Genomic DNA, 24,866 nt, shown 5'->3' with positions numbered 1-24,866 from the left:
GTCGGATTGTGCCTCTCGGGCATCGGCGGACCCCGGGCCACCGAGGCGGAAACCCGGGCCGAACGCCGGGGAAACCTGGGCCGAACGCCGGGAAAACCCCCGGGCCGGGGGTCAGCGCCCGACCAGGCGGGTTCGTGCCCGGTACTCGGGCACCGTGGCCATCGGCGGTCGCTCCCGGGCGGCGATGTCGTGGGTGCGTACGCGAAAGCCCGCCTCGTCCCGTTCGAACTGGGTCAGCACGGTGTTCGGCGCGGCCGGGTGTGCGCCGGCGGGGCCGCGGCGCAGTCGGCGCTCGACGGCCTGGAGTATCTCCGCCGCCATCCGCCCCAGGCCCGCCTCGTCCTGGTGGTTGTGCCGCCGCACACCGACGTCCACCTGGGCCATCGCGTCCAGGCCGACCAGGCGCAGGGTGTCCACGAGCATCGCGGTCTCGATGCCGTAGCCGCACGGGAAGGGCAGTTGTTCGAGCAGTGTGCGGCGGGCCGCGTATTCGCCGCCGAGCGGCTGCACGAAGCCGGCCAGTTCGGGCCAGTGCAGGTTGAGCAGGGGGCGGGCGACCAATTCGGTGACCCGGCCGCCGCCGGCGGGCACGATCGTGTCGCCGATCTCCAGCGGCCGGTCGTACATGGCCTTGACCAGCTGGACCGAGGGGTCGGTGAGCAGCGGGCCGAGGATCCCGGTGACGAAGTCCGCCGAGAAGTCCTTCAGGTCGGCGTCCACGAACGCGACGATGTCGCCGTCGGTGACCAGGAGCGAGCGCCACAACACCTCGCCCTTGCCACGCACGGCCGGGAGCGCGGGCAGGATGTCGTCGCGGTGCACCACCCGCGCGCCCGCGTCGGCGGCCACCCGCGCGGTGTCGTCGGTGGAGCCGGAGTCGACCACCACCAGCTCGTTCACCAGCGGTACCCGCTCGACCAGCTCGGTCCGGATCACCTTGACGATGTCGCCGACGGTCGCCGCCTCGTTCAACGCGGGCAGGACGACGCTGACCCGGGTGTCGCGTTTGGCGTCGAGAAGCCTGTCGACGGGCCAGTCGGCGGCGGCGGAGGACCGCCGTCGGAGCCAGTCGCCCACCTCGTGCGTCACGTTCGAAGATCCCCTGTCGTCGCCGGTGTTCCGGCCTCGGTCGTTCCACCCTTTATCGTCTCGCGAGGTGGACCGGATGATCGACGCGGCACCGGTTCGGTTACAGTCGTCGTCACCGGTTACGACGATCGCACGTCGGACCGGACAAACGCGGACCGGCCACCCGGCGAAGGGTGTGTCCACCGCCATAGCAGCTCATCCAGAGGGGCAGAGGGAACGGCCCGTTGAAGCCCCGGCAACCATCCGATCGTCATTCCTCGTGACGCGCTTTCGGCGCGAGCGAGCGGCCGACGAGTCGGACAGGTGCCAAGTCCGGCCCGTGGGACCCCACGGGTAAAGATGAGGACAGAAAGGCCCTCGCCATGGCGACACCCACCGCCACCCGCACCACCAGCGCCATCCCCACCTCCTTCGGTCCGGCCGTCGCGCTGTCGTGTCGCGAGTGCGGAGAGCGCACGGAGCTCGGCCCGAAGTACGCCTGCGAGTCCTGTTTCGGCCCCCTGGAGGTCGCCTACGAGTTCGGCACCGTGACGCGGGAGCGGATCGAGGCCGGGCCGCACAACATCTGGCGCTACGCGCCGCTGCTGCCGGTGTCCGCGGACGTCGCGTCCCGGCCCAGCCTGAACCCCGGCTTCACCAAGCTCGTGCGGGCCGAGAACCTGGGCCGCGAGCTGGGCGTGCGCAACCTGCACGTCAAGGACGACTCCGGGAACCCGACGCACTCCTTCAAGGACCGCGTGGTGGCGATCGCGGTCGAGGCCGCGCGCACCTTCGGCTTCACCACGCTGTCCTGCTCGTCCACCGGCAACCTGGCCGGCGCGGTGGGTGCCGCCGCCGCCCGGGTGGGTCTGCGCAGCTGTGTGTTCATCCCGTCCGACCTGGAGGCCGGCAAGGTCGTCACGGCGGCGGTCTACGGCGGCGAGCTGGTCGCCATCGAGGGGACCTACGACGAGGTCAACCGATTCTGTTCGGAGCTGATCGGCGACCCGGCCGGCGAGAGCTGGGGCTTCGTCAACGTCAACCTGCGGCCCTACTACGGCGAGGGTTCCAAGACGCTGGCCTACGAGATCGCGGAACAACTCGGCTGGAAACTGCCGGAGCAGATCGTCATTCCCATCGCGTCGGGGTCGCAGCTGACCAAGATCGACAAGGGCTTTCGCGAGTTGATCGCGCTGGGTCTGGTCGAGGACGCGCCGTACAAGATCTTCGGCGCCCAGGCGACGGGGTGCTCCCCGGTGGCCGCCGCGTGGAAGGCCGGGCACGACGTGATCCGCCCGGTGCGGCCGGACACGATCGCCAAGTCGCTCGCGATCGGCAACCCTGCCGACGGCCCCTACGTGCTCGACGTGTGCAAGCGCACGGGCGGCGCGGTGGAGGACGTGAACGACGTCGAGGTGGTCGAGGCGATGAAGCTGCTCGCGCGTACCGAGGGCATCTTCGGCGAGACCGCGGGCGGGGTCACCGTGGGCTGCCTGCGCAAGCTGCTCGAGTCCGGCGCGCTGGACCCGGACGCCGAGACGGTCGTGCTCAACACGGGCGACGGCCTCAAGACGTTGGACGCGGTCACGCCGACGACCGGACCCACCGCGACCATTCGACCCACCCTGGACTCCTTCCGAAAGGCCGGCCTCGCATGAGCGTCTCCGTTCGCATCCCGACCATCCTGCGCACCTACACGGGCGGGGCGGCGGAGGTGTCCGCCGAGGGCACCACGCTCGCCGAGGTCCTGGACTCGCTGGAAAAGGCCCACACCGGAATTCGCGCGCGCATCCTCGACGACGAGGGCAAGCTGCGTCGCTTTGTGAATCTGTACGTGGAGGACGAGGACGTGCGCTTCGCCGACGGGCTCGCCACGGCGATCCCCGACAAGGGCACCGTTTCGATCATCCCGGCGGTCGCCGGGGGTTGCTGACGCGATAGGCCGAGCGTCCCGATCTTCCTCGATCGGGCACGAAACGGAACCGGGAAATCCGCCGCGCGAGCACCGCGCGGCGGATTTCTTCGTTCCTGCCGAAGGTTGTGCGTAACCCGGGTTTAACCGGCTCCATTTCCCGTCTTTGGCGGCGGCGCGTCGGTAAACCCGTGGTCGGGATCACATCCGATATGTGCGGAAAGTCGTTTTCCTGGTGGATTGAAATACGGCTTTTTCTAAGACTCGCGAAGAATGCGAGTTTTATTCGCTCGGGAATTCTCGTCCGATTGACCTGTTGCTCCGGGCATCCGTCCGGATACATTCAGCCGCGGTCGTAGCAGAGGGCCGGGTCCTTCTGGATACGAACCCGGAGCTGCGGCGTGCAGTATCCGTGAAAGGGCCAGTAACAGGGGAGTTAGGAATGGCTCAGGGCGCCGTCAAGTGGTTCAACGCGGAGAAGGGGTACGGCTTCATCGCGGTCGACGGTGGGGCGGACGTTTTCGTCCACTACAGCGCGATCCAGATGGACGGGTACCGGACGCTCGAGGAGGGGCAGCGAGTCGAGTTCGAGATCTCGCAGGGGCAGAAGGGGCCGCAGGCCGACATGGTCCGCGTCACCGCCTGAACCGGGAGCCATGCGCTCCTCTGCTCCTCTGCTTGAAACGGTCCACACCACGGACTGCACGACACATCGCGGCACATAACGCGCCCGATCCTGTCGGATCCATGACCGGGGCCCGGCCTTCCCGCCAAGCGGGGGCCGGGCCCCGGTCGTTGTCCCCCGGCCCCGACGTGCGGGCGGCGGCGGGGCGCGGGTGCGGCGGTACACGCGAATCCGCTCCGGCGGGAGGCGGCCCACCAGAGCGATGCGGACGACGCGGCCGAGCCCGCCACCCGCCCCCGCACAACCACAGGCACGGCACCCGAACTCGGCATGGCCACAGACGACCCGGCGGCGCGATCGGACCCGACGTGAGCCGGGGCGGCGCGACGCCCGAACCCGATGTGGGCCCAGGGGCGGCACATCCGAACCCGTCCCGGCCGTGCGGGCAACGCCGTGGTCCGAACCACGCGACCACGCAACCACCGCAGGCCCGGCAGCCGGGATTCCCGTTCCGGGGCCGCTCCGGACGTGCCGGGGCGGGCGGGCCCGGCCAGGGGCCGTGCAGGCGGGCGGGGGCGCACACGTACCCGTGTCGGGCGGCCGAGGCCGAGCCCCGCGGCATGTGGACGGGCCGCGCCTCGGGGCCCGGGTGGGGGGGTTGGGGTGGTGTGTGACACGCGCGGGTGTGGGCCGAGGGGCCCGGACCCGCCCGTTGCGCTTGCACTCGGCATGGTCGAGTGCTAATCATTGGCGTTAGCACTCTGGATGTGAGAGTGACAGAAACGGACCGGGCCGGTGAGGCTCGGCACCCGTGAGGGAGGGATCCTCGCGGTGGTCGGGTCGTCCGTCGCGGGCACCTGTGCGGTCCGGCACTCACCCCCGTTCTGGGAGGACTTCACCACATGGCCAAGATCATCGCGTTCAACGAGGAAGCGCGCCGCGGCCTCGAGCGCGGGATGAACCAGCTCGCCGACGCCGTCAAGGTCACGCTGGGCCCCAAGGGCCGCAACGTCGTGCTCGAGAAGAAGTGGGGTGCGCCCACCATCACCAACGATGGTGTGAGCATCGCCAAGGAGATCGAGCTCGAGGACCCGTACGAGAAGATCGGTGCCGAGCTGGTCAAGGAGGTCGCCAAGAAGACGGACGACGTCGCCGGTGACGGTACGACGACCGCGACCGTCCTCGCCCAGGCGCTCGTCCGCGAGGGCCTGCGCAACGTGGCCGCCGGCGCGAACCCGATGGCCCTCAAGCGTGGCATCGAGAAGGCCGTCGAGGCCGTCTCCGAGCAGCTGCTCGCGCTCGCGAAGGACGTCGAGACGAAGGAGCAGATCGCCTCCACCGCCTCGATCTCCGCCGCTGACCCCCTGATCGGCGAGATGATCGCCGAGGCCATGGACAAGGTCGGCAAGGAAGGCGTCATCACCGTCGAGGAGAGCAACACCTTCGGTCTCGAGCTCGAGCTCACCGAGGGCATGCGCTTCGACAAGGGCTACATCTCGCCCTACTTCGCGACCGACATGGAGCGCATGGAGGCCGTCCTCGAAGACGCCTACGTGCTCATCGTCAACTCGAAGATCACCTCGGTGAAGGACCTCCTCCCGCTCCTCGAGAAGGTCATGCAGTCGGGCAAGCCGCTCATGATCATCTCCGAGGACGTCGAGGGCGAGGCCCTGGCCACGCTCGTCGTGAACAAGATCCGCGGCACCTTCAAGTCCGTCGCCGTCAAGGCTCCGGGCTTCGGCGACCGTCGCAAGGCCATGCTCGGCGACATCGCCATCCTCACCGGTGGCCAGGTCATCTCCGAGGAGGTCGGCCTCAAGCTCGACACCGCCGGTCTCGAACTCCTCGGCCGCGCCCGCAAGGTCGTCGTCACCAAGGACGAGACCACCATCGTCGACGGCGCCGGTGACTCGGACCAGGTCGCGGGTCGGGTCAACCAGATCCGCGCCGAGATCGAGAACTCCGACTCGGACTACGACCGCGAGAAGCTCCAGGAGCGCCTGGCGAAGCTCGCGGGCGGCGTGGCGGTCATCAAGGCCGGTGCCGCGACCGAGGTCGAGCTCAAGGAGCGCAAGCACCGCATCGAGGACGCGGTGCGCAACGCGAAGGCCGCCGTCGAGGAGGGCATCGTCGCCGGTGGTGGCGTGGCCCTGCTCCAGGCGTCCACCATCGCGTTCGACAAGCTCGACCTGGACGGCGACGAGGCCACCGGCGCGAACATCGTGCGCCTGGCCGTCGAGGCCCCGCTCAAGCAGATCGCGGTCAACGCCGGCCTCGAGGGCGGCGTGGTTGTGGAGAAGGTGCGCAACCTGACCCCGGGTCACGGCCTCAACGCCGCGACCGGCGACTACGTGGACCTCATCGCCGAGGGCATCATCGACCCGGCGAAGGTCACCCGTTCCGCGCTGCAGAACGCCGCGTCGATCGCCGCGCTGTTCCTGACCACCGAGGCCGTCATCGCCGACAAGCCGGAGAAGAACGCCGCTCCGGCCGGCGGCGGCGCCCCGGACATGGGCGGCATGGACTTCTGATCCGCTGAGGATCGGTAGTCCCGACCCACCCGGTCGGTAGCTCCACGCGAGAGGCGGTCCCCTTCGGGGCCGCCTCTTTCGCGTGCCGGCGGACCCTTCCAGCACGGTTCGAAACACGTTCGCTCGTTCGAGTGGCGCCGGCGACTCGGGCCGCACGGGCCAGCCCGTGACCCGTAGCGTCGCTCCGAAACGACACGGACCGAGGTGAAGGGCGAACGAGGTGGCCGACACGAGCACACCCACGAACGAGGCGGACACGACCGACCCCGACGACCGCACCATGTGGGACATGCTCATGACCACGTGGCGGGAGTTGAACGTCCCCAAGGGATGGCGCGCCGAGATCCCCGGCGAGTACATCACCATGACACCGCCCCCGGGAAAAGAGCACGGCCTGATCGCGGCACGAATCCACAGGGCTCTGGCGGGCGCCACGCCGAAAGGTTGTGCGAGCTTCGAGGCCCCCGCCGTGCATCTGATCCCGTCGAATCGGCTGTACACCCCCGATCTGGTGATCATGCCCGAGGACGATCCGTCGATTTCCGTCGACGACGACACCCTGCCGATATCCGCCGAGCATGCCGCGCTCGTCGTGGAGATCGCCGCGCGGCCCGGAACGGATCACGACCGCGAGGACAGGCGTCGGGCGTATGCGGGTGCTCGGGTTCCGCTGTACCTGGTCGTCGACCGCTGGGGCGCCTACGGTCCGGAGGTCGCCCTGCATTTCGAGCCCAATGGTCGGTTTCACCAGCGCATTCATCGTGTGTCGTTCGGACGTTCGATCGCCCTGCCCGAACCGTTCGGGATCGATCTCGACACCTCGGACTTCCCCGGCTGAGCCGATATTCGCCGGCATCGCCGGTCGCTCGCTCGTAGGCTCGTGACGCGACTTCGGGAACTACGTGTTCCTTCTGTCATGGCGTACAAGCGCTTTTGGGGTGCTTGGGGTTCGAATCCCTATCCGGGACCCGTGACCTGCCCGAAGTCGCATGCCATCGCACCCGGGGAACTGCGTGTTCGTACAGTGCCGTTTCCCATGGGTTGGAAGCGGTCCCGGCTACGTACCGAGACCAACACCGGACCCGCGACCTGCCCCGGGTGCCCACGGGGGAGCCCATTTCGATGACCGAGACCGAGATCGTGCGCGCGCTCAGCGCCGACAACCCCGCCCGTGCCGAGGCCGCCGCCACCGTCGTGCGTTTCCTGGACGTCGCCGTGGCAGCGACCGGACGAGCCTCCTTCTACAACACCCGCGACGAGCAGCTCGCCCTCGAAGAGGACGCGCACCGCGCGATGGCCGCGCTGGACCGGCGGCTGTACGCGGGCCTGGTGTGCTCCCCCGGGGCCACCGACCGCAGCCGGCAGCTCGGCGTGTTGCACCTGCTCGGCACGCCCGCGCACGAGCACGACGGCGACGCCGTCCACGCCGCGGTCGCCGCGCTGACCGTGCCGCGCCGGCTCAAGCTGTTCGCCCTGCTGGCCGAGCGGCGGGTGAACAACGCGCGGGTGCGCCGACTGATCCTGCGCACCGTGCTCGGCTCCACCGCCCTGGAACTGTGGTCGGTGCGCTACCGGGACAAGCTGGCCGGCGCCCTGCGGCACGCGTGGGGTCTGCGGCTGAGCGGCATCCTGCGCGCGATCTTGACCAAGCGACTCGCCGGAGGCGAACTCGACCCGAAGGAACACCGCATCCTCGCCCGCGAGATCGACCGCTGGGCGGCCGACCGGACCGATCCTGCCGCGGTGCGCGAGTGCGTCGCGTTCGTGCTCGGCGCCGAGGGGCCGTACACGCTGCCGCTCCCGGTCGCGTACCGGGCAGCCCGCACCGACCTGGAAGCGGGCGCGGCGTTGCCGCTCGAAACCCTGGAGGGGCTGCGCGGCCGGTTCCACCCAAACGAGAAGCCGGCCCGCGTCCTGGAGCTGACCGCCGCCCGGCTCACTGTCGGACAGCGGCTGGCCGGACAGCGGCAGGCCGCTCGGGCGGGCGTGGTGGTCGAGGTCGACCTCGACCGCTACGACGCGGTCCGGCTCTACCTGTACGCGTTCGCCGAGGGCATGACCGCCGAGGTCGCCGCCGCGCTCGACCGGCGCGCCGCGCGCACCGCGGCCGGACTCGACCTGGCCGGCCGCCGGATCGCCCTCGTCCTGGACGGTTCCGCCTCCATGCGCGGCGGCACCGACCAGCCGCTGCGGCCGATCGCCGCCGTGCTCGCCTTGCGCGACGCACTGCGGGCGGCGGCGGGCACCTGCCACGACGTGTGGATCGGCGGCGTCCCGGACGGCCGGCTGGTCCACCCCGCCGGCCCGACCGCCGCCGCCGAGGCCCTGATCGCCGCGCTGCGTACCGGCGCGGAGCTGATCGTGGTGGTCGGCGACGGCTACGAAAACGCGCCCGCCGGCCGGTTCGCCCAGGTGCTCGACGCGGCGCGCACCCTCGGCGTCGCGGTGCCGGTGGTCCAGCTCTCCCCCGTCCTGGCCGCCGAGGCGGGCGGCCTGCGCGGCTACGCGCCGGACCTGCCGCTTGCCCCCGTCCACCGTCCCGAAGCCCTCGAACTCGCCTGGTGCCGACTGATGTTGGCCGCCGACCCGACCGCCGCCATACCCGCGCTGCTGCGCCTGGCCCACCCGGAGGTGACCGCATGACCACCCTCGCCCACGACACGCTGCCGATCGGCGACCTGCTGGCCGACTGCACCCTCGGACGGGTGCAGAGCGTCGGTCGTATGCAGGTGCTGCCGCTGCTCGGCGACACCGTCGACGCGCCGACCGTCACCGTGCCCACCGATCTGTGGATCGGCACCAGTGGCTACGGCACGCTCACCTTCGTCAACCACAGCCCGCATGTCGCGCTGGTCCCGTGTCACCTCGCGGTGCTCGTCGAGCGCAGCGCGCAGGACCACGCGATGCCCCGGGCCGCGCTGGTCGAGCCCTCGAGCGAGCTGGCGTTCGACGCGGCGATGTGCGTGCAGCAGACCCAGTCCGGGCTGATCCCGGCGGGGCCGCAGCCGCTCGCCGTGTTGCCGCTCACGCTGCGCGCCGCCGCCTCGGCGAGTGCCGACACGGACGGGTACAGCCGGCTGTGGCCGGCCGTACAGCGGTTCAACGCCTCCGCCGGCCTCGCCGAGACCGGCAACCTGGTGCTGTTCACGAAGCACTACGCCCTCGAACTGGAGCGCTTCGTCGCCGAGTTCGAGTGCGTGCCGGATCAGGTCGGCGCGGTGGTGCTGCTCGACGGCGAGGTCGCCGGGATCGAGCGGGCGCCCTCGCGGGCGTACTGGTCGGCGATGTGGGCGCCGCTGATCCGGTTCTGCTACGGCGCGGAGGCAATCCGCCACGGTCTGCACGACCCGGCCGACCCACCGCCGAGTCGGACCGTACTGACCCTGCCCGGCGGCGACGGCGCGGCGGCCGGCGACCCGTACGACGTGCTCGCCGAGGCGCTGCGGGCCGCCGACGCCGAGGAGCAGCGGCGGGCCGAGGCGGCTCTGGGCGCCGGCGCCGACCAGGTGGTGACCACGACCCGGGAGGTGGTCCACGCCGGGGTCACCGTGGGTCGCGCCGAGGGCGAGGGCTGGGTCGGCGCGTACGCGGTGGGCGCCGACCGGCCGATCTACGCGTCCTTGACCGCGCGCTCGTTCGGCGGCTGAGTCGAGGTCAGCGCGCCGAGCGGGGCGATCACGGTGCCGGCCCGCTCGCAGACCCAGTGTGGGTCCTCGCCGAGTTCGGGTTCGAGGTAGAGCGGGTGGTCGTCGTGCAACGGGCACGGCGGCCACACCCGGCCCTGCTCGGCCAGCGCCTCCTGCACGTCCTGGCCGATCAGGCCGGGCACGTAGGCGGCGCCGTCGGGCCACTGCTCGACCCACCACTTGCGCTCGACCAGGGCGTGCTCGACGACGGTCACCGTCTCGGGGGTCTCGGCGCCGTGCGTGCGCAGGTCGGCCAGGACCAGGGCGCGGGCGGTCAGCAGGGCGACGTCGGTGGGATCCTTGCTCATGTGCCCAGTGTGGGTGATCGCGGGGGGCCGGCGGGCGCCCGACCGCGGCGGAGCCGAATGTGTACGAGAATCGAGCCCGTGGCTCTTCTCATCGATCCCCCGGCCTGGCCCGGACGCGGGCGGCTGTGGTCGCACCTGGTCAGTGACGTCTCGCATGCCGAGTTGCACGAGTTCGCGCGCGAACTCGGTGCACCGGAACGCGCGTTCGACCGGGACCACTACGACGTGCCGGCCGATCTGTACGCCCGCGCGCTGGAGCGGGGAGCCGAGCCGGTCTCCAGCCGGGAGCTGGTGGTCCGGCTGACCAGGGCGGGGTTGCGCCGGCGCAAGCGGTACAGCCCGCGCTGACCCCGGCCGGGCGCGCCGCGGGCCCCGGGCGCCGAGCCGGAGCTCGGATCGGGATCCGGCGGACCGGGTTCAGGACTGTTGGCGCGGGATGCTGCCTTCCAGACGCTCCAGTTCGGCGCGCATGTTGAAGCGGGCCGCCTCCTCGTAGCGCGCCGCGCCCAGGCGGGTGTGGAACAGCCGGGGCAGCGACATCAGGTCGCGCAGTACGGCGGCCCGGGCGGCGCGGAACGCCTCGTCCGGGACGAACGCGTACTCCTCGCGCACCGCCGCGGTGTACGCCTCGTAGCGCTCCCGGTCGGCGGCCAGGATGGCCAGGTCGGCGTCGCACAACACGTGGGCGTTGTGGTCGTGCTCGCCGGGCGCGTGCTCGGCGGTCACCCGGACCAGGCGCGCCGTCTCGGCCACCAGGGCCGGCGCCACGCCCGCCTCGCGCAGCCCGCGCTCGGCGAGGCGCGCGCTGCGCTCCTCGTTGTCCGCCCGGGCCGGGTCGTAGACCGCGTCGTGGAACCACGCGGCGAGCATGACCGCGTCGGCGTCGTCGGCCTCGTAGGCCAGTTCGCCGATCAGGTCGAGCACGGTGCGCAGATGGTCGGTGTCGTGATAGCGGCGGTGCGGCTCGGCATAGCGCGCCAGCAGGCTCTCGACGACGGCGCCGGCCTCGGCGTGCTCACCGACGAGCCGGGCCCACTGGTCCCGCAGCGTCACGGTCGCGGACTCCTGGATGCGTTCCACTTGGCCAGCATGGCAGAACGAGCGAGCGAAGCCGACCACCAACCGGTTCGACACACGCGGTTCACTCCTTTTTGTTGGGCGCTTTGCGCCGGCTCGCGAGGCACCACTTTTCTGCTCCCCCGCTTCGCTCCTCCGCAGAAAAGCGGCCCCTCGCTCGGGGCCGGGTGCCCCTCCGCTTCGCTCCGGGTCACCCGGCCCAAAACTCGCGGCTCCGCCGCTCTCCGCGCTTCGCGCGTCGATCTCCAGGGTCGGCCCGGGTCGGGGGCGCTGACGCGCCACGGGGTGGGCGAGTCGGGGGCCTGTGTGCCGGCGGGCGGCGGCTTCGGGCGTGGGCGGGGGTGGGGCTAAGGGGTTGTCAGAGGGGTGGGCAGGGGGGCTGCGTGTAGGACGATCAGGCCGGAGACCGCGCGGGTCAGTACCACGTAGAGACGGCGCAGGCCCTGGGCTTCGGCGGCGACGATTTCGGCCGGCTCGGTGACCGCTACGTGGTCGAACTCCAGGCCCTTGGCCAGCGATGCCGGGACCACGCTGATCCGGGCCGCGTCGAGATCGCCGTCCGTACCCAGGACCCGGTGTGCGACGTCGGTCGCCCGCAGGGCGGCGGCGACCTCGGGTACTCGCGCGTCCGCGCAGATCAGGCCGATCGAGCCCTCGTGGTCGAGCAGTTCGACGGCCGCCTCGGCGGACCGCGCGGCCAGCTCGTCCGGCTCGACCGCGCGCAGTTCCAGGGCACCCGCCGCCTGCCGGACCGAGGAGGCCGGCGCCAGGCCGGGGGCGATCAGCGGCAACAACCGGCTCGCGAACTCCAGGATCTGCAGCGGCACCCGAAAGCCCCGGGTCAGTTCCTCGATCCTGGCTCCCTCGTGTCCGAGGTGGCGCAGCGTCTCGGCCCAGCCGGGGGTGGCCCACGGGGTGGTGCCCTGCGCGATGTCGCCGAGCACGGTGGCCGAGCCGGTGGGGCAGCGCCGGCCGACCGCGCGCAGCTGCATCGGGGACAGGTCCTGCGCCTCGTCGATCACCACGTGCCCGTAGCCGCCGGTGCGGTGGAGCAGGTCGGCGGTCTCGTCCACGAGCACCGCGTCGGCCACGGTCCAGCGCGCGGCGCCCGCCGAGCGCGGGGGTTTGGCCCAGCCGATCGCGGCCTGTTCGTCGGCGGTCAGGATGCCGTCCGCGCAGGCGGCCAGGAACTCGGGTTCGCTCAGCAGCCGGAAGACCAGCTTGAGCGGGTCCACCGCCGGCCAGATCGCGTCCACCGCCGCCTTGACCGGCCGGCTGCGCGCGACCGCGTCCTGCACCCGGTCGTCGGGGGATTCGCCGCGCTCCTCCATCTTGGTCAACAACGCGTGCGCGATCCGCTGCCGGAGCATGTCGCGCGCGGCGCCGTAGCGCACGTCGCGCCCGCGCAGCGCGGTGACCAGCTCCTCGACCTCGTACACCGCGAGCCGCCAGGTGCGCGAGTCGCGGACCACGGCCACCGACTCCCGCGGTTCGCTCAGACCGGACCAGACCGCGCGGCGCAGCACCGCGGCCATCCGCGCGTCGCCCTTGATCGTGCCGGGCACCGCTTCGTCGAGGGCCCGGACCTTGATCTTGGACGTGCGGGTGACCAGGTCCTCGACGGTGGTCTGGCCGACCTCGACCTCGCCGAGAGCGGGCAGCACCTGCTGGATGTAGTCGAGGAAGGAGCGGTTCGGGCCGACCACGAGGGTGCCGCTGCGAGCGAGACGGTCGCGGTAGGCGTAGAGCAGCCAGGCCACGCGGTGCAGGCCGACGGCGGTCTTGCCGGTGCCGGGCGCGCCCTGGACGCAGAGCGTGTGGCCGAGGTCGGAGCGTACGATCTCGTCCTGCTCCGGCTGGATGGTGGCGACGATGTCGCGCATCGGGCCGACGCGGGGACGCTCGATCTCGGCCGCGAGGATCCCACTGGCGCTCTCCGCCTCGTCGGGGTCGGTCAGGTGCTCGTCCTCGAACGCGGTCAGCTCGCCGGCGGTCCAGCCGAACCGACGGCGCAGTTCGACGCCCAGCGGATCGGCCCGGTTGGCCCGGTAGAAGGAGCGCGACAGCGGGGCGCGCCAGTCCACCACCATCGGGTCGCCGAGTTCGTCGTGCACGTGCCGGCGGCCGATCCAGAACGACTCGACGGCCTTGTCCGGGTCGGCGGTGACCTCGATCGGCTCGACACCCTCGACGCCGTCGGCGAAGCGGCCGTCGATCCGGCCGAAGAACAACGGGGATCCGGCGTGGTCGCCGAGCGCGGCGAGCCGCTTGGCGATCAGGTGCCGGGCGGTCTCGGTCGCGACGGCGGTGGCGCCGACGTCGCGCAGGTCCAGTGCCTCGGTTTCCTCGCGCATGCGGCGCAGGGCGGCGCGGGAGGCGTCCAGGTAGGCGCGTTCGACGGCGAGCGCGTCGGTGCCGGGGTTCGCCTCGGCCCGGTCGGCGGCGGTCGGGGCGGGGTCGGCGGGCAGGGTGGGGTCGGGGACGGCGGCGGGCGCGGACATGACTGTCTCCGATTCGTGGCGCTGACATATCGGAGCCCGGCCGGGCTCGGTGGCCCGTCCTGGTGCGCCCCTGCGAGGGCACGGGCCGGCTGCCCGATTGGGGTGGCGGCCCGCGCGGCCCACCGGTGCCGGGCACCGATCACGGCTCCCGATCACTGCACTGGGTGGGACAGCGGAATCAGCGAGCCTAGGCCAGTCGGGCTCTGCCATCAACTCCCTTTGCCGGGCCATGCTCGGTGTCCCGGGTGTGCGATTCCCGCCGTTCCGGGTGTGCAATTCGGGCAAGTCCCGCAGGGGTCGGGGGACTTGCGCGTGGGAGGGGACGGTGGTGCACGGATGAGGGCGTGGCGGACGTGGACGACGCGCGCGGCGAGATCGATGCTGCTGGTGGCGCTGGTGGCCGGCGTCGCGCTCGGCCCGGCACCGGCGAGCGGCGGTCGCGGCGGCCGGACCACCACGGGGTTCGAGCGTCGGGGCGGCCTGTCCTGGACCACCCCGGCGGAGGAGCGGGACCTCATGCGCGAGCTGATCGCGGCGGCACCGGGCCCCGATCGCGCCGGGTGGGCGCCGGCGCGGGTGACGGTGACCCGGGTGGGCGGAAGCGCGCGCGGCCGGGACGTGGAGCTGATCACGGTATCCGGGGTGCGTACGGTGCCCGAGCCGATCCGGGTGTTGTTCGTGTGCGGCCAGCACGGTGACGAGCCGGCCGGGCGCGAGGCGTGCCTGAAGCTGGTCCGGGACCTGGCCGACGACCGCTCGGCCGCCGGTCGCCGACTCCTGGAGCGGGTCACCGTTTTGGTGCTGCCCACGCCCAACCCCGACGGTCTGGCGGCGGGCACCCGGGCGACGGCCGAGGGGGTGGACCTCAACCGCGACCACTTGGCGGTGGCCTCGCCCGAGGCGCGGGCCGTCCGGCGGGTGCTGCGCGAGACGCGTCCGCACATCGTGCACGACCTGCACGAGTTCGACGTGCCGGCGGACGCCTACGTCGCGCCGACCCTGTATCTGTGGCCGCGCAATCTCAACGTCGACCCCGAACTGCGCGGACTGGCCACAGAGTTGGCGCGCGATCGGATCGGATCGGCGCTGCGCGCGGCGGGGTGGGCGTCGGACGTGTACGGCGTGGACCCGGCGGGGCGCCGACTCGGCGGCGACGGGGACGAGCGCCTGCTGCGCAATGCGGCGGCGCTCGACCACGCGGTCGCGGTCCTGGTCGAGGTCGACGCCAACCCCACATCGGCCCTGGAGCGGGCCGACGCGGCCCTGCTCCACCGCCGTCGGGTGGGGGCGCACCTGGTGGCCGCCCGCGCCACGCTGCGGATGGCGGCCGAACGCGGCGAGGCCGTCGCGTCGGCGGTCCGCGCCTCGCGCGCCCGATCCGAGCACGGCCCGGAGCGGGTGTACCTGGACGGCGCCGACGACCTGCCCGCGACCCGGGCGGCGCCGCTCGAACCACCCTGCGCCTACCGCCTGACCCCGGCCCAATACGCGGCGGCGCGCGCGACGTTGACCGAACACGGGATCCGGGTCTCCCCGGACCTGAGCGTGCGTACGGCTCAACCGGCGGGCGTGAAGGTCACGTTGCTGCTCGACCCCAGGGCCCGCTTCGCGATCGCGGACGGCACACCGGAGCCGTGCGGCGAGGGGGATGCTTAAAGCGGGCTCTACCGGCCCTCCACCGCGTCGGCGAGCGCGTCGAGCAGGTCCGCGATTGCCTCCGGGCCGGCCACAACCAGGTCGGCGCGTTCGGCGAGGGCGTGCACCTCGGCCGAGCCGCTGCACACGGTGAGCCCGGCCACGCCCTGTCCGCGCAGGTCCTCGACGGCCTCGAACGCGGCGAGGTCGCCGAGGTCGTCCCCGGCGAACAACACCGTCGCGGCCCGGCGTTCGGCGAGGAAGCCGGTCAGCGCGCGCCCCTTGTCCATCCCCCGGGGGCGCAACTCCAGTACGTAGCGCCCGGGTTCGACGACCAGGTCGTGCCGCTTCGCCAGTTCGCCGAGCGGGCCGCGCAGCAGGTCGAGGGTGGCCTGCGGATCGGGGGCGCGGCGGGTGTGCACGGCCAGCGCGCTGCCCTTGTCCTCGGTCCACGTGGTGCTCCACGCGTCGAGCGAGCGCAGCAGGTCGGGCAGTTCGAGCCGCACCTCGTGCACCCCGCGCGGCGGCTCCGGGGCGCTGACCCGCCCGGTCGCCGCGTCCCAGCGCTCCAGGCCGTAGTGGCCGAGCACGACGAGGTTCTCCAGACCGGCGACGCCGCGAAAGCGGCCGTACTCCACCGCGACCGCGGCGGGCCGCCCGGTGACGATCACCACCGCGGCCAGATGCGGGGTCAGTCGGGACAGCGCCAGGACCGCGCGCGTATCGGCGCGGGCATGCTCCGGATCGTCGACGATCGGGGCGAGCGTGCCGTCGAAATCGAGCGCGACGACCGCCTGGGCGGGTGCGTCGAGCAGCGCGGCGAGGCCGACCCGGCCGGCGGGCGTGGTGGGTTCGGGCAGCGTGGACCGGTTCGAGGTCATGTCGACCAACCTAACCCGCCGCCGGAGTGCGACGCGGATTCCCGGCCACGCCGCCGGGCGCCGCGCTCCCTACGAGCCCGCGCGGGCAACACGTTCCTCCCGCGCCCCGGTCGCTACCGCGTGGTCAGCGACCCCAGCATCCGATCCGCCAACGGGACCACCTGGTCGTCGACCACGATCACCGTCAGCCGGTGCCGCGGGATGCCGGCGAAGGCGGGCTTGACACGGCTGATCCCCGGGAGGGCGGCGGCCAGGGCTCGGGCCTGCGGCGCCAGGTCGGCGGGGTGGTAGACGGTGGTCGCCGGGACGGCGCCGCGGAAGGTGTCGGTTCCGGTCACCTCCCAGCCGGCCGCCTCCAGGCGGCGGGCCATGCGCTTGGCCAGTGCCGGGACCTTGGTCTGGTCGAGCACGACGACCTTGCCTCGGCTGCCCCTCGGGACCGGGGGCGCGGGGGCGGGCGGTACCGGGCGGGCGGACGCCGGCGCGGGGACCGGGGCGGGCGCCGCCGCCCGAGTGTGCCGGGCCGCCCGATCCGCCGCCGCCCGCGTCGCGGGTTCCTCCTGCGCGATGGCGAGCGCGCCGACCAGGGCCAGGGCCGCCAGTACGGCCGCCGGCACGATCAGGCTTCGCCGGGACCTGGTCGGCGCGGGCGAGTCGTCGATCCGCAGGCCGCCGATCAGTTCGCGCCCGGCGTCCACCTCGGCCTCCCCCTCTCCCGGGGCGGCCTGCTCCGGGTCGGGTGCTCCCGAGTTCTCGTTGGTCCAGATCAGGCCGTAGCGGCCGAAGCCGTCGAATACGTCGTACTCGTCCTTGCGGCGCGTGAACACCCGGGCCTCTCAGTGCCCGGTACGACGCACGGTGGAGCGGGCCTGCTGGCGGGCCTCGCGCAGCCGACGCAGCCGCTGGACCAGCATCGGGTCGTGTTCGAGCGCCTCGGGCCGGTCGAGCAGGGTGTTCAGTACCTGGAAGTAGCGGGTCGCGGAGAAGCCGAAGCGGTCGCGCACGGCACGTTCCTTGGCGCCGGCGTGCTTCCACCACTGGCGCTCGAATTCGAGGATGTCCCGGTCCCGCTCGGACAGGCCGCCGGCCGGGGTCGCGTCGGGTGCGGTCGCCGCGGCGCCCTGCCCGGGAATCACGGGCGGCTCCGGCCGCACGTCGTGCTCCTCACCCATCGGTCTTCCCTTCGGTGCCTCGGGCGGGCCCGTCGACCCGCTCTCGGGCATTGTGCCCGCCGATACCGACGCGGGACCGCACCGGCACGGTGATTCGCCGGAAAAGCCTACGAATCACCCGCTAGCGGCGGCCGTCCGGTTGGCCTATATGCTCCGCCGCATGTCTACCTTTGCCGTCCATATCCCCGACGCCGAGCTCGAAGCCGACCCGCTCGACCCGGCGCAGATCGTCTCCGGCACGCCCGAGGTCTCGGGCAAGGTCCTGTGGGAGTCCGAGGACGGCAGGCAGATCCGCGGCATCTGGCAGATCACCCCCGGCGTGGTGACCGACACCGAGGCCAACGAGCTGTTCGTGGTGGTCTCCGGCCGCGCCACGATCGAGATCCGCGGCGGCGCGACGATCGAGGTCGGCCCCGGCGACGCGTGCGTGCTCCAGGAGGGCGACGAGACGGTGTGGACCGTGCACGAGACGCTGCGCAAGGCGTACCACATCACCCTGCCGTAACCGCCCGCACGGATCCGCGCCCGGACACGCCGAAGCCCACAGGCCCCCGAGACCTGTGGGCTTCGCGTCGTCCGGGGTCGAGCACGACCGCCCGAAACGATTCGGGCGACCGCTCCCGACCTACTTCACCGACCCCGCCGTCAACCCCGACACGACGTGCTTCTCGATGTACGCGAACAGGATCACCACCGGCACGATCGCCACCACCGACCCGGCGAACAGGTACTGCCACTCGACCCGGTAGGCGCCGAGGAAGCTGTTGATCCCGACCGTCAACGGCTGCTTGTCGGGGGTGGTCACCAGGACCAGCGCGACAGTGAACTCGTTCCACGCCGCGATGAAGGTGAAGATGACCGCGGTGACGATGCCCGGCATCGCCAGCGGCAGCGTGACCCGACGCAGTGCCCCGAGACGGGAGGCACCGTCGATCATCGCGGCCTCTTCCAGCTCGACCGGGATCGCGCTGAAGTAGGCGGTCAGGATCCACACCGAGAAGGCCAGGTTGAACGCGCCGTTGACCAGCACGAGCGCCCAGTACGAGTCGAGCAGATCCAGGATGTAGAACTCGCGGTACAGGCCCACCAGGAGCGAGGTCGGCTGGAACATCTGGGTGACCAGCACCAGCATCAGGAAGACGCCCCGGCCGCGGAACCGTTTGCGCGCGGTGTAGTAGGCCGCGGGCAGCGAGACCACCAGCACGAGCAGCGTCGACATGCCCGCGACCAGCAACGAGACCTTGAGGTTGTCGCCGAGCGTGGACTTGTCCCAGACGTCGACGAAGTTGGCCCACTCGAACTTCGACGGCACATAGCCGTCGCTGGTCAACTCGTCCTTCGGTCGCAGGGCGGTGATCGCCATCTCGATGTACGGCGCCACGAACACGATCGCGATCACCCACGCGAGCGCACCGAACCACAGCTGCTTTTGGCTGTACTTCGAGCCCCCGAGTACGGGCTTCCCGCGCCTGCTCCCCTTGCCGCCGGCCACGCCCGCAGGTCCTTGCGGGGCGCCGGCGTCCGGCTCGGCGGTCACGACGGTGCTCATCGGTCGGTCTCCTTGTTCCCGCGGCTGACGACGAGGAAGAACGCGACCAGGATGATGATCATCGCGAAGTTGGCCACGGACATCGCCGCGCTCTCGCCGATGTCCGACGCCTTGAGCTGATACATGAACACCGTGGTCGTCGCGGTCTCGTAGCCCGGACCACCGTTGGTCATCGCCCAGATGATCGGGAACGAGTTGAACACGTTGATCAGGTTGATCACGACCGCGACCAGGATCGCGGGCTTGAGCAGCGGCAGGGTGATCGACAGGTAGGTGCGCCACGTGGACGCGCCGTCGATCCGGGCCGCCTCGTACACCTCACCGGGCACCGTCTGCAGCCCCGCGAGCAGGGTGTAGGTGGTGAACGGCAGCGAGACGAAGACGGCGACCGCCATCATCCACGGCATCGCGGTGGACGGCCTGCCCAGCCAGTCCTTGCCCGCGTCCATCAGGTGCAGGTCGACCATCAGCGTGTTGATCACGCCGTGGGTCTCGTGCAGCATCCACTTGAACACGACGGCGGTCATGAAGACCGACGCCGCCCACGGCACGATCATCGCCCAGCGGGCGAAGCGTCGGCCCGGGAAGTGCTGGTTGAACAGCTGGGCCAGGAACAGCGACAACACGAGCGTGATGGCGACCACCACCAGCACCCAGACCACGGTGTTCCACAACACGGCCACGAAGTCCGGTTCGTCGAACAGCTTGGTGTAGTTGTCGGTGCCGTTGGGGCCCACCACGATGCCGGTGCGGCGGATGCGCTGGAAGGAGCTCCAGACCATCACGACCACGGGCCACAGGACCACGAGACCGATCAGGAGGACGGCCGGGCCGATCCACGGCAGCGGGGCGAGCGCCTTCTTGACTCTGGTGCCCACGGAAGGCGCTCTGCGTACGGCGGTTTCGGCCACGGGGCCGTCCTCCTCGTTCGGTGCGCGGACTTGTCCGGTGCGGCGTCAGCTCTTCTGCTGGGCGACGGCCGACTCGGCTTCCTTCTGGAGCTGGTCGAGCACGTCCTTGGGGGACTTGCCGGAGACCGCGCTGCCGAGCTGCTCCTTGATCTTGGGCGAGAGCACGTCCCACGCGACGTCGTTGAGCGGGTAGAACTTCGCCTTCGGCAGCAGGTCGATGTACGGCTTGAGACCGGCGTTGGCGGGGTTGGCCGTCATCTTGGCCATCACCGACTTGGTCACCGGCGGGAAGCTGTACTGCTCCTGGAACTTGATCTGCTGCTCGGTGCTGAACGCGTGGTCCACGAACGCCTTGATCTGGTCCTTGTGGCCGTTCTTCTTGAACGCCATCATCCAGTCGCAGACACCCAGCGTCTCGTTCAGCGGGCCGGTCTTGCCGGGGATGGGCGCCGTCGCGTACTTGAGGTTGGGGTAGTCCTTCTTCAGCGTGGCGATCATGGTGGGGTTGCTGTTCACCATGCCGACACTGCCGCCGTAGAAGTCGGTGTAGACGTCCTTGCGGTTCTTGGTGCCGGGGTTGGACTCGGTCAGTCCGGTCTTGACCAGGTTGTCGTTGACCCAGTTCAGCGCCTCGACGTTGGCCGGGCTGTTGACCGTGTACTTGCCGTTGGTCTGGTAACCGCCGCCGTTGCCCAGCGCCCAGTTCATGAACTCGCCCTGGGCCTCCTCCTTGCCGAGCGGCAGGCCGAAGGGCGTCGCCACGCCGGCGGACTTGAGCTTGGTCGCGGCGGCCTTGAGCTCGTCCCAGGTCTTCGGCGGCTCGGTGATGCCGGCCTTGGTGAACAGATCCGTGTTGTAGATCAATTGCCGGGTGCTGGAGGTGAAGGGAATGCCGTACTGCTTGCCCTTCACGGTCGCGGCCGGGGTGAAGGACTCCACGAAGTCGGCCTTGGTCTCGGGCGACATGATGTCGTCGACCGGGTAGAGCAGGTCGTCGACGACCTTGTCCGCGTAACCGCCGGTCTGCAGCAGGTCGGGCATCTCGTTGTTCTGGACCATGGTCGCGACCTGCTTGTCGATGTCATCCCAGTTGATGACCTGCAGGTTCACCTTGATCCCGGGGTACTTCGCGTTGAAGCTCGAAATCACCCCGTTCCAATACTTCTGCATGCTGCCGTCGCCGCTGCCGTAGTCCGCCACGACCAACTTGATCGTGCCGTCCTTCGGGGCGCCGGCGGGAGCACCGGGCCCGGAGGCGCCGGGGGTCGCCCCCTTGCTGTCGTCGCTGTCGTCGTCCGACCCACCACACGCTGACAGAAGCAGTGCGGCCGACAGTCCTGTCGCCGCCAATGCCATCTGGTGCCGCTTCATCGCAGAACCGCCTTCATGCCTTCGGGAAAACAGGACCGTTGGGCAGGGTTTCGTGGCGCTAAACCCCATGCGTGCACATGCGCAAAACTGTTCGCAACACGGATTTGGAGAAAACTCTTGAGCAGCATCGAGCATTTTGCGGACTCGCCGTGTCGGCAGTCAACACCTCGCCGGAAGAAAGGTCTACACCAATCCTGCGATTGGTTGGAGAGGTCGAGGCAGTTTGCCGGGCAATTCGTTACCCGTGCGGGCGCGGATGCGTAGAACCGGCACGGAGGACGCCTATTGGATCTTGAAGTGGTCCATCGACGCTTCTTCGAATGATCCATTCCGGTTGTGCGCGAATTGCGCGTCACACCGGCCGGAGAGTTGGTTGGAAAAACGATTCGGCAGCATTGACAGGCGACAATGCCCGGAGTTTCGGCCGGAGTTTCGGTGGGTCTCGGACCCGAACGACTCGAACGACCCCAACGGACCCGAACGGACCCGAACGACCCACCCGTCAGACCCGGATGACCCGCACGCCCGCGTCCACGAACGCCGCGGTGGCCTCCTCGGGGGCGGCGGTGTCGGTCACGAGCACGCCGACCCGGTCCAGCGGACAGATCCGGGCGAACGCGCGGCGGCCCAGCTTGGACGAGTCGGCGGCCACCACGACCCGACCGGCGCCGGCGGCCATCAACTGGTTGATGCTCGCCTCGCCCTCGTGGTGCGCGCTCGCGCCGTGCTCGACGTCGATCGCGTCGACGCCCAGGATGGCCACGTCCAAAGCCACCTCGCGCAGGATCCCGGTGGCGAGCGGGCCGATCAGCTCGTACGACTGCGGGCGCGCCACCCCGCCGGTGAGCACGATCTTCACGTGCCGCCGCACGGCGAGCTCGCCCGCGATGTTGAGCGCGTTGGTGACGATCGTGAACGCCTGCGCGTTCGAGTCGCCCTCGGTGTACAGATCGGCCCGGGCCACCAGCGCGCGAGCCACCTCGGTCATCGTGGTGCCGCCGTTGATCCCGACCGTCTCCCCCGGCTTGACCAGGGCCGCCACCGCCTGCGCGATGCGCTGCTTCTCGGACGCGTGTCGGGCGGTCTTGTAGCGCAGCGGCAGGTCGTAGGAGACCGCGTGCGCGACCGCGCCGCCCCGGGTGCGGGTCAACATCTGCTGCTGTGCGAGCTGGTCCAGGTCGCGGCGGATCGTGGCGGGCGAGACGTCCAGCTCCGAGGCCACGTCCTCGACCTCCAGCCGGCCGTGCTTGGCCAGCAATTCGAGGAGTGCACCCCACCGCTCGTAACGACTCACCCGCGACCTCCCGCCCGTCCGACAGCCCGCCCGACTCGTGTCGGATCGTTGCGACCATCCTCCCCGGCCACCCGCGCGCGTCACGCGTCGGGGGTTTCGGTGAGGGTGCGCTCACTCAACGATGCTGTTGCATGTTCATGTTTTCAACTGCTATCCAGTGAGCACAAACGCGCATTCTCGGATCCACCCGCCCTCGGGCCGACAATCTGCCCCATCTACCAGACTTGAGACGCCGATGCCGCACGTGAACATCACGCCGTCCGACCTGTCCGGCGCGGACTGCGTCGTCGCACTCGACGTCGGCGGCACCGACATCAAGGGCGGCGTCGTGGACGCGAACGGCGGCCTGGTCTACTCCGAGCGGCGCCCGACCGGACGCACCGACGGCCCCAACGCGGTGGTCGCGGGGATCGTCGACTTCGCCGAGGCACTGCGCGATCGGGCGGTCGAACTCGGCGGGGTGCCGCGCGCGGCGGGTGTGGTGGTGCCGGGCATCGTGGACGACACGGCGGGCGTCGCGGTGTGGTCGGCCAGCATCCAGTGGCGCGAGGTGCCGCTGCGCTCGCTGGTCGCCGACCGACTGGGGCTACCGGCGGCTTTGAGCCACGACGTGCGTACCGGCGCGCTCGCCGAGGGCCGGCTGGGCGCGGGACGCGACTGCGACAATTTCCTGTTCGTGGCGATCGGCACCGGGCTCGCCTCGGTGCTGGTGCTGAACGGACGCCCCTACCCGGGCGCGCACGGGCAGGCCGGCGAGATCGGGCACATCACGGTGCGCCCCGGCGGGGGTAAATGTACGTGTGGGGCGGTCGGTTGTCTGGAGGCGCACTTCTCCGGACCCGCAATCGCACACGCATTCGCCGAGGCCGCGCCGGGCGACGACCCGCCGCTGAGCGCGGCCCAGGTGGTCGCCCGGGTCGCCGCGGGCGACCGGGTCGCGGCCGCGGTGTGGGGTCAGGGGTTGTCCGCGTTCGCGGACGGCCTGCTCACCGGACTCGCCCTGTACGACCCGAAGTTGCTGGTCATCGGCGGCGGACTCTCGCTCGCCGGGGAGCAGTTGTTCAGCCCCTTGCGGACGCTGCTCGCCGAGCGCGCCGTGGTCCAACACGTGCCGCCGCTGGTCACCGCGGCACTCGGAGACGAGGCCGGTTGCCGAGGCGCCGGACTGATCGCGTGGGACACCTTGGAGGTGCGCGGGTGACTGTGCTCGGCAATGCGCGCGTGGTGCTGCCCTCCGGGGTGGTCGACGGCGCTTCGGTGCACGTGGTGGGTGAACGGATCGCCTTCGCCGGCCCCGGTCGGCCGAACGGCTTGGAACCGGTGGTCGACCTCGCGGGCGGCTGGATCGTGCCCGGCTTCGTGGACATGCACGTGCACGGCGGCGGGGGTGGTTCGTACACCTCCGGCGATCCCGACGAGGCGCTGCGGGTGGCCGAATTCCATCGCTCGCACGGGACCACGACCACGGTCGCCAGCCTGGTCACCGCGTCCCCGGCGGACCTGCTGCGGATCGTGAGCACGCTCTCCCCGCTCGTGCACGACGGCCTGCTGGCGGGGTTGCACCTGGAGGGCCCGTATCTGAGTGCGGCCCGCTGCGGCGCGCACGACCCGACCCAGTTGCGCGCGCCGGATCGGGACGAGGTCGGCACGCTGCTCAAGGTCGCGAACGGCGCGATCCGCATGGTCACCCTGGCCCCGGAGCTGCCGGGCGGGGTCGACCTGGTGCGCCGACTCGCCGACGAGGGGGTGATCGCGGCGGTCGGGCACACCGACGGCACACACCGGCAGACCCACGCGGCGCTGGCCGCCGGCGCGAGTGTGGCCACCCACCTGTTCAACGCGATGCGCAGCGTGCACCACCGCGAGCCGGGGCCGGTCACCGCGCTGCTCCAGGACAGCGACGCGGTGGTCGAGTTGATCAACGACGGCGTGCACCTGCACCCCAGTGTGGTCAACCTGGCGTACGCGAGCGCGGGCCCGGACCGGGTCGCCTTCATCACCGACGCGATGGGCGCCGCGGGCATGCCGGACGGCGTCTACCCGCTGGGCGTGATGACCGTGGACGTGGTGGACGGGGTGGCCCGGCTCGCCGGCGGCGACTCGATCGCGGGCAGCACGCTGACCCTGGACGAGGCGCTGCGCAACGGTGTCGCGGGCGGCCTGCCGATCGCCGACGTGGTGCGCTCGCTCTCGGCCACGCCCGCGCGGGCACTCGGCCTGGCCGACCGGATCGGCACCCTGGAGCCGGGCAAGCAGGCAGACCTGGTGGTCCTGGACGACACGCTTCAGGTGCGCGCGGTGATGGTCGCGGGCGCGTGGGTGGACGAGCGCCGACCCTGATCGGG

Annotated in this window: 23 protein-coding genes and 1 riboswitch; of the genes, 12 read left to right on the top strand and 11 right to left on the bottom strand. The window is 71.2% G+C overall.

Features of this window, described 5'->3' with window-relative positions; genetic code table 11:
• Positions 1–111: 111 nt before the first annotated feature.
• On the bottom strand, positions 112–1,089 hold the full coding sequence (locus ACFXKZ_RS12450) for a glucosyl-3-phosphoglycerate synthase (RefSeq protein ID WP_379999343.1): 978 nt from the start codon (positions 1,087–1,089) through the stop codon (positions 112–114).
• Positions 1,090–1,281: 192 nt separating this feature from the next.
• A riboswitch (SAM riboswitch) is annotated at positions 1,282–1,435 on the top strand.
• A gap of 16 nt (positions 1,436–1,451) precedes the next feature.
• On the opposite strand from ACFXKZ_RS12450, the gene thrC reads away from it, so the two are divergent.
• The 7 genes from thrC to ACFXKZ_RS12415 all read left to right on the top strand — a co-directional run bounded on the left by thrC (position 1,452) and on the right by ACFXKZ_RS12415 (position 9,783).
• Positions 1,452–2,726, top strand: coding sequence for a threonine synthase (gene thrC, locus ACFXKZ_RS12445; RefSeq protein WP_379999340.1), 1,275 nt, complete (start codon positions 1,452–1,454; stop codon positions 2,724–2,726).
• A complete protein-coding gene (locus ACFXKZ_RS12440; RefSeq protein ID WP_379999337.1) occupies positions 2,723–3,001 on the top strand; it encodes a MoaD/ThiS family protein in 279 nt (92 codons plus the stop codon). The genes thrC and ACFXKZ_RS12440 overlap by 4 nt, the downstream gene beginning before the upstream one ends.
• 421 nt (positions 3,002–3,422) lie before the next feature.
• A complete protein-coding gene (locus tag ACFXKZ_RS12435) occupies positions 3,423–3,626 on the top strand; it encodes a cold-shock protein (protein ID WP_020557826.1) in 204 nt (67 codons plus the stop codon).
• Positions 3,627–4,507: 881 nt separating this feature from the next.
• Positions 4,508–6,136 carry a chaperonin GroEL gene (groL, locus tag ACFXKZ_RS12430; protein ID WP_379999334.1) on the top strand — a complete coding sequence of 543 codons (1,629 nt, stop codon included), beginning with the start codon at positions 4,508–4,510 and terminating at the stop codon, positions 6,134–6,136.
• A 220-nt stretch (positions 6,137–6,356) separates the two neighbouring features.
• Entirely contained in the window at positions 6,357–6,974 is a 618-nt protein-coding gene (locus ACFXKZ_RS12425) for a Uma2 family endonuclease (RefSeq protein ID WP_379999332.1), read from the top strand.
• A 284-nt stretch (positions 6,975–7,258) separates the two neighbouring features.
• Positions 7,259–8,779, top strand: coding sequence for a hypothetical protein (locus tag ACFXKZ_RS12420; protein WP_379999329.1), 1,521 nt, complete (start codon positions 7,259–7,261; stop codon positions 8,777–8,779).
• Positions 8,776–9,783 carry an ARPP-1 family domain-containing protein gene (locus ACFXKZ_RS12415; RefSeq protein ID WP_379999327.1) on the top strand — a complete coding sequence of 336 codons (1,008 nt, stop codon included), beginning with the start codon at positions 8,776–8,778 and terminating at the stop codon, positions 9,781–9,783. Before ACFXKZ_RS12420 ends, ACFXKZ_RS12415 begins: the two co-directional genes overlap by 4 nt.
• On the opposite strand, the gene ACFXKZ_RS12410 is transcribed toward ACFXKZ_RS12415, so the two are convergent.
• The gene (locus ACFXKZ_RS12410) at positions 9,747–10,130 is read right to left on the bottom strand and encodes a hypothetical protein (protein ID WP_379999325.1); all 384 of its coding nucleotides are present in this window, start codon (positions 10,128–10,130) and stop codon (positions 9,747–9,749) included. The genes ACFXKZ_RS12415 and ACFXKZ_RS12410 overlap by 37 nt on opposite strands.
• Before the next feature lie 78 nt (positions 10,131–10,208).
• Between ACFXKZ_RS12410 and ACFXKZ_RS12405 the strand changes: the two genes are divergently transcribed.
• Positions 10,209–10,478: a DUF4031 domain-containing protein gene (locus tag ACFXKZ_RS12405; protein ID WP_126640748.1), complete on the top strand. Its 270-nt coding sequence runs from the start codon at positions 10,209–10,211 to the stop codon at positions 10,476–10,478.
• A gap of 69 nt (positions 10,479–10,547) precedes the next feature.
• On the opposite strand, the gene ACFXKZ_RS12400 is transcribed toward ACFXKZ_RS12405, so the two are convergent.
• The gene (locus ACFXKZ_RS12400) at positions 10,548–11,210 is read right to left on the bottom strand and encodes a metal-dependent phosphohydrolase (protein ID WP_379999322.1); all 663 of its coding nucleotides are present in this window, start codon (positions 11,208–11,210) and stop codon (positions 10,548–10,550) included.
• 344 nt (positions 11,211–11,554) lie between these two features.
• The gene (locus ACFXKZ_RS12395; protein ID WP_379999320.1) at positions 11,555–13,708 is read right to left on the bottom strand and encodes a HelD family protein; all 2,154 of its coding nucleotides are present in this window, start codon (positions 13,706–13,708) and stop codon (positions 11,555–11,557) included.
• Positions 13,709–14,044: 336 nt separating this feature from the next.
• Here ACFXKZ_RS12395 and ACFXKZ_RS12390 point away from each other — a divergent pair, with 336 nt between their 5' ends.
• Positions 14,045–15,364: a M14 family metallocarboxypeptidase gene (locus ACFXKZ_RS12390; RefSeq protein WP_379999317.1), complete on the top strand. Its 1,320-nt coding sequence runs from the start codon at positions 14,045–14,047 to the stop codon at positions 15,362–15,364.
• 8 nt (positions 15,365–15,372) lie between these two features.
• Here ACFXKZ_RS12390 and otsB read toward each other — a convergent pair whose 3' ends face one another.
• The 3 genes from otsB to ACFXKZ_RS12375 form a co-directional block, all read right to left on the bottom strand.
• Positions 15,373–16,224, bottom strand: a complete 852-nt coding sequence (otsB, locus tag ACFXKZ_RS12385) for a trehalose-phosphatase (RefSeq protein ID WP_379999315.1) — start codon at positions 16,222–16,224, stop codon at positions 15,373–15,375.
• A gap of 113 nt (positions 16,225–16,337) precedes the next feature.
• Positions 16,338–17,051, bottom strand: a complete 714-nt coding sequence (locus ACFXKZ_RS12380) for a LytR C-terminal domain-containing protein (RefSeq protein WP_379999313.1) — start codon at positions 17,049–17,051, stop codon at positions 16,338–16,340.
• 9 nt (positions 17,052–17,060) lie between these two features.
• On the bottom strand, positions 17,061–17,396 hold the full coding sequence (locus ACFXKZ_RS12375; RefSeq protein WP_379999310.1) for a DUF3263 domain-containing protein: 336 nt from the start codon (positions 17,394–17,396) through the stop codon (positions 17,061–17,063).
• A 160-nt stretch (positions 17,397–17,556) separates the two neighbouring features.
• Here ACFXKZ_RS12375 and ACFXKZ_RS12370 point away from each other — a divergent pair, with 160 nt between their 5' ends.
• A complete protein-coding gene (locus tag ACFXKZ_RS12370) occupies positions 17,557–17,901 on the top strand; it encodes a cupin domain-containing protein (protein WP_379999308.1) in 345 nt (114 codons plus the stop codon).
• 120 nt (positions 17,902–18,021) lie between these two features.
• Here ACFXKZ_RS12370 and ACFXKZ_RS12365 read toward each other — a convergent pair whose 3' ends face one another.
• The 4 genes from ACFXKZ_RS12365 to ACFXKZ_RS12350 all read right to left on the bottom strand — a co-directional run bounded on the left by ACFXKZ_RS12365 (position 18,022) and on the right by ACFXKZ_RS12350 (position 22,521).
• Positions 18,022–18,945: a carbohydrate ABC transporter permease gene (locus tag ACFXKZ_RS12365; RefSeq protein WP_379999306.1), complete on the bottom strand. Its 924-nt coding sequence runs from the start codon at positions 18,943–18,945 to the stop codon at positions 18,022–18,024.
• Positions 18,942–19,823: a carbohydrate ABC transporter permease gene (locus ACFXKZ_RS12360; protein ID WP_379999304.1), complete on the bottom strand. Its 882-nt coding sequence runs from the start codon at positions 19,821–19,823 to the stop codon at positions 18,942–18,944. The genes ACFXKZ_RS12365 and ACFXKZ_RS12360 overlap by 4 nt, the downstream gene beginning before the upstream one ends.
• A gap of 78 nt (positions 19,824–19,901) precedes the next feature.
• Positions 19,902–21,227, bottom strand: coding sequence for an extracellular solute-binding protein (locus tag ACFXKZ_RS12355; RefSeq protein WP_379999302.1), 1,326 nt, complete (start codon positions 21,225–21,227; stop codon positions 19,902–19,904).
• A gap of 502 nt (positions 21,228–21,729) precedes the next feature.
• On the bottom strand, positions 21,730–22,521 hold the full coding sequence (locus ACFXKZ_RS12350) for a DeoR/GlpR family DNA-binding transcription regulator (RefSeq protein ID WP_379999300.1): 792 nt from the start codon (positions 22,519–22,521) through the stop codon (positions 21,730–21,732).
• Between the two features lie 235 nt (positions 22,522–22,756).
• Here ACFXKZ_RS12350 and ACFXKZ_RS12345 point away from each other — a divergent pair, with 235 nt between their 5' ends.
• Entirely contained in the window at positions 22,757–23,722 is a 966-nt protein-coding gene (locus tag ACFXKZ_RS12345; protein ID WP_379999298.1) for an ROK family protein, read from the top strand.
• Entirely contained in the window at positions 23,719–24,861 is a 1,143-nt protein-coding gene (nagA, locus tag ACFXKZ_RS12340; protein WP_379999296.1) for an N-acetylglucosamine-6-phosphate deacetylase, read from the top strand. The genes ACFXKZ_RS12345 and nagA overlap by 4 nt, the downstream gene beginning before the upstream one ends.
• Positions 24,862–24,866: the final 5 nt, after the last annotated feature.

Origin of the sequence: Embleya sp. NPDC059237 (assembly GCF_042754105.1) — a bacterium.
Classification (GTDB): domain Bacteria; phylum Actinomycetota; class Actinomycetes; order Streptomycetales; family Streptomycetaceae; genus Embleya.
The sequence above is the reverse complement of the archived record's forward strand: the minus strand, read 5'-3'. Positions and strand labels throughout refer to the sequence as shown.

Excerpts from the sequence above, each read along its gene's own strand:
- thrC (WP_379999340.1), top strand. The coding sequence starts at position 1,452 with ATGGCGACACCCACCGCCACCCGCACCACCAGCGCCATCCCCACCTCC.
- ACFXKZ_RS12440 (WP_379999337.1), top strand. The coding sequence starts at position 2,723 with ATGAGCGTCTCCGTTCGCATCCCGACCATCCTGCGCACCTACACGGGC.
- ACFXKZ_RS12435 (WP_020557826.1), top strand. The coding sequence starts at position 3,423 with ATGGCTCAGGGCGCCGTCAAGTGGTTCAACGCGGAGAAGGGGTACGGC.
- groL (WP_379999334.1), top strand. The coding sequence starts at position 4,508 with ATGGCCAAGATCATCGCGTTCAACGAGGAAGCGCGCCGCGGCCTCGAG.
- ACFXKZ_RS12420 (WP_379999329.1), top strand. The coding sequence starts at position 7,259 with ATGACCGAGACCGAGATCGTGCGCGCGCTCAGCGCCGACAACCCCGCC.
- ACFXKZ_RS12415 (WP_379999327.1), top strand. The coding sequence starts at position 8,776 with ATGACCACCCTCGCCCACGACACGCTGCCGATCGGCGACCTGCTGGCC.
- ACFXKZ_RS12410 (WP_379999325.1), bottom strand. The coding sequence starts at position 10,130 with ATGAGCAAGGATCCCACCGACGTCGCCCTGCTGACCGCCCGCGCCCTG.
- ACFXKZ_RS12395 (WP_379999320.1), bottom strand. The coding sequence starts at position 13,708 with ATGTCCGCGCCCGCCGCCGTCCCCGACCCCACCCTGCCCGCCGACCCC.
- ACFXKZ_RS12390 (WP_379999317.1), top strand. The coding sequence starts at position 14,045 with ATGAGGGCGTGGCGGACGTGGACGACGCGCGCGGCGAGATCGATGCTG.
- otsB (WP_379999315.1), bottom strand. The coding sequence starts at position 16,224 with ATGACCTCGAACCGGTCCACGCTGCCCGAACCCACCACGCCCGCCGGC.
- ACFXKZ_RS12375 (WP_379999310.1), bottom strand. The coding sequence starts at position 17,396 with ATGGGTGAGGAGCACGACGTGCGGCCGGAGCCGCCCGTGATTCCCGGG.
- ACFXKZ_RS12370 (WP_379999308.1), top strand. The coding sequence starts at position 17,557 with ATGTCTACCTTTGCCGTCCATATCCCCGACGCCGAGCTCGAAGCCGAC.
- ACFXKZ_RS12365 (WP_379999306.1), bottom strand. The coding sequence starts at position 18,945 with ATGAGCACCGTCGTGACCGCCGAGCCGGACGCCGGCGCCCCGCAAGGA.
- ACFXKZ_RS12355 (WP_379999302.1), bottom strand. The coding sequence starts at position 21,227 with ATGAAGCGGCACCAGATGGCATTGGCGGCGACAGGACTGTCGGCCGCA.
- ACFXKZ_RS12345 (WP_379999298.1), top strand. The coding sequence starts at position 22,757 with ATGCCGCACGTGAACATCACGCCGTCCGACCTGTCCGGCGCGGACTGC.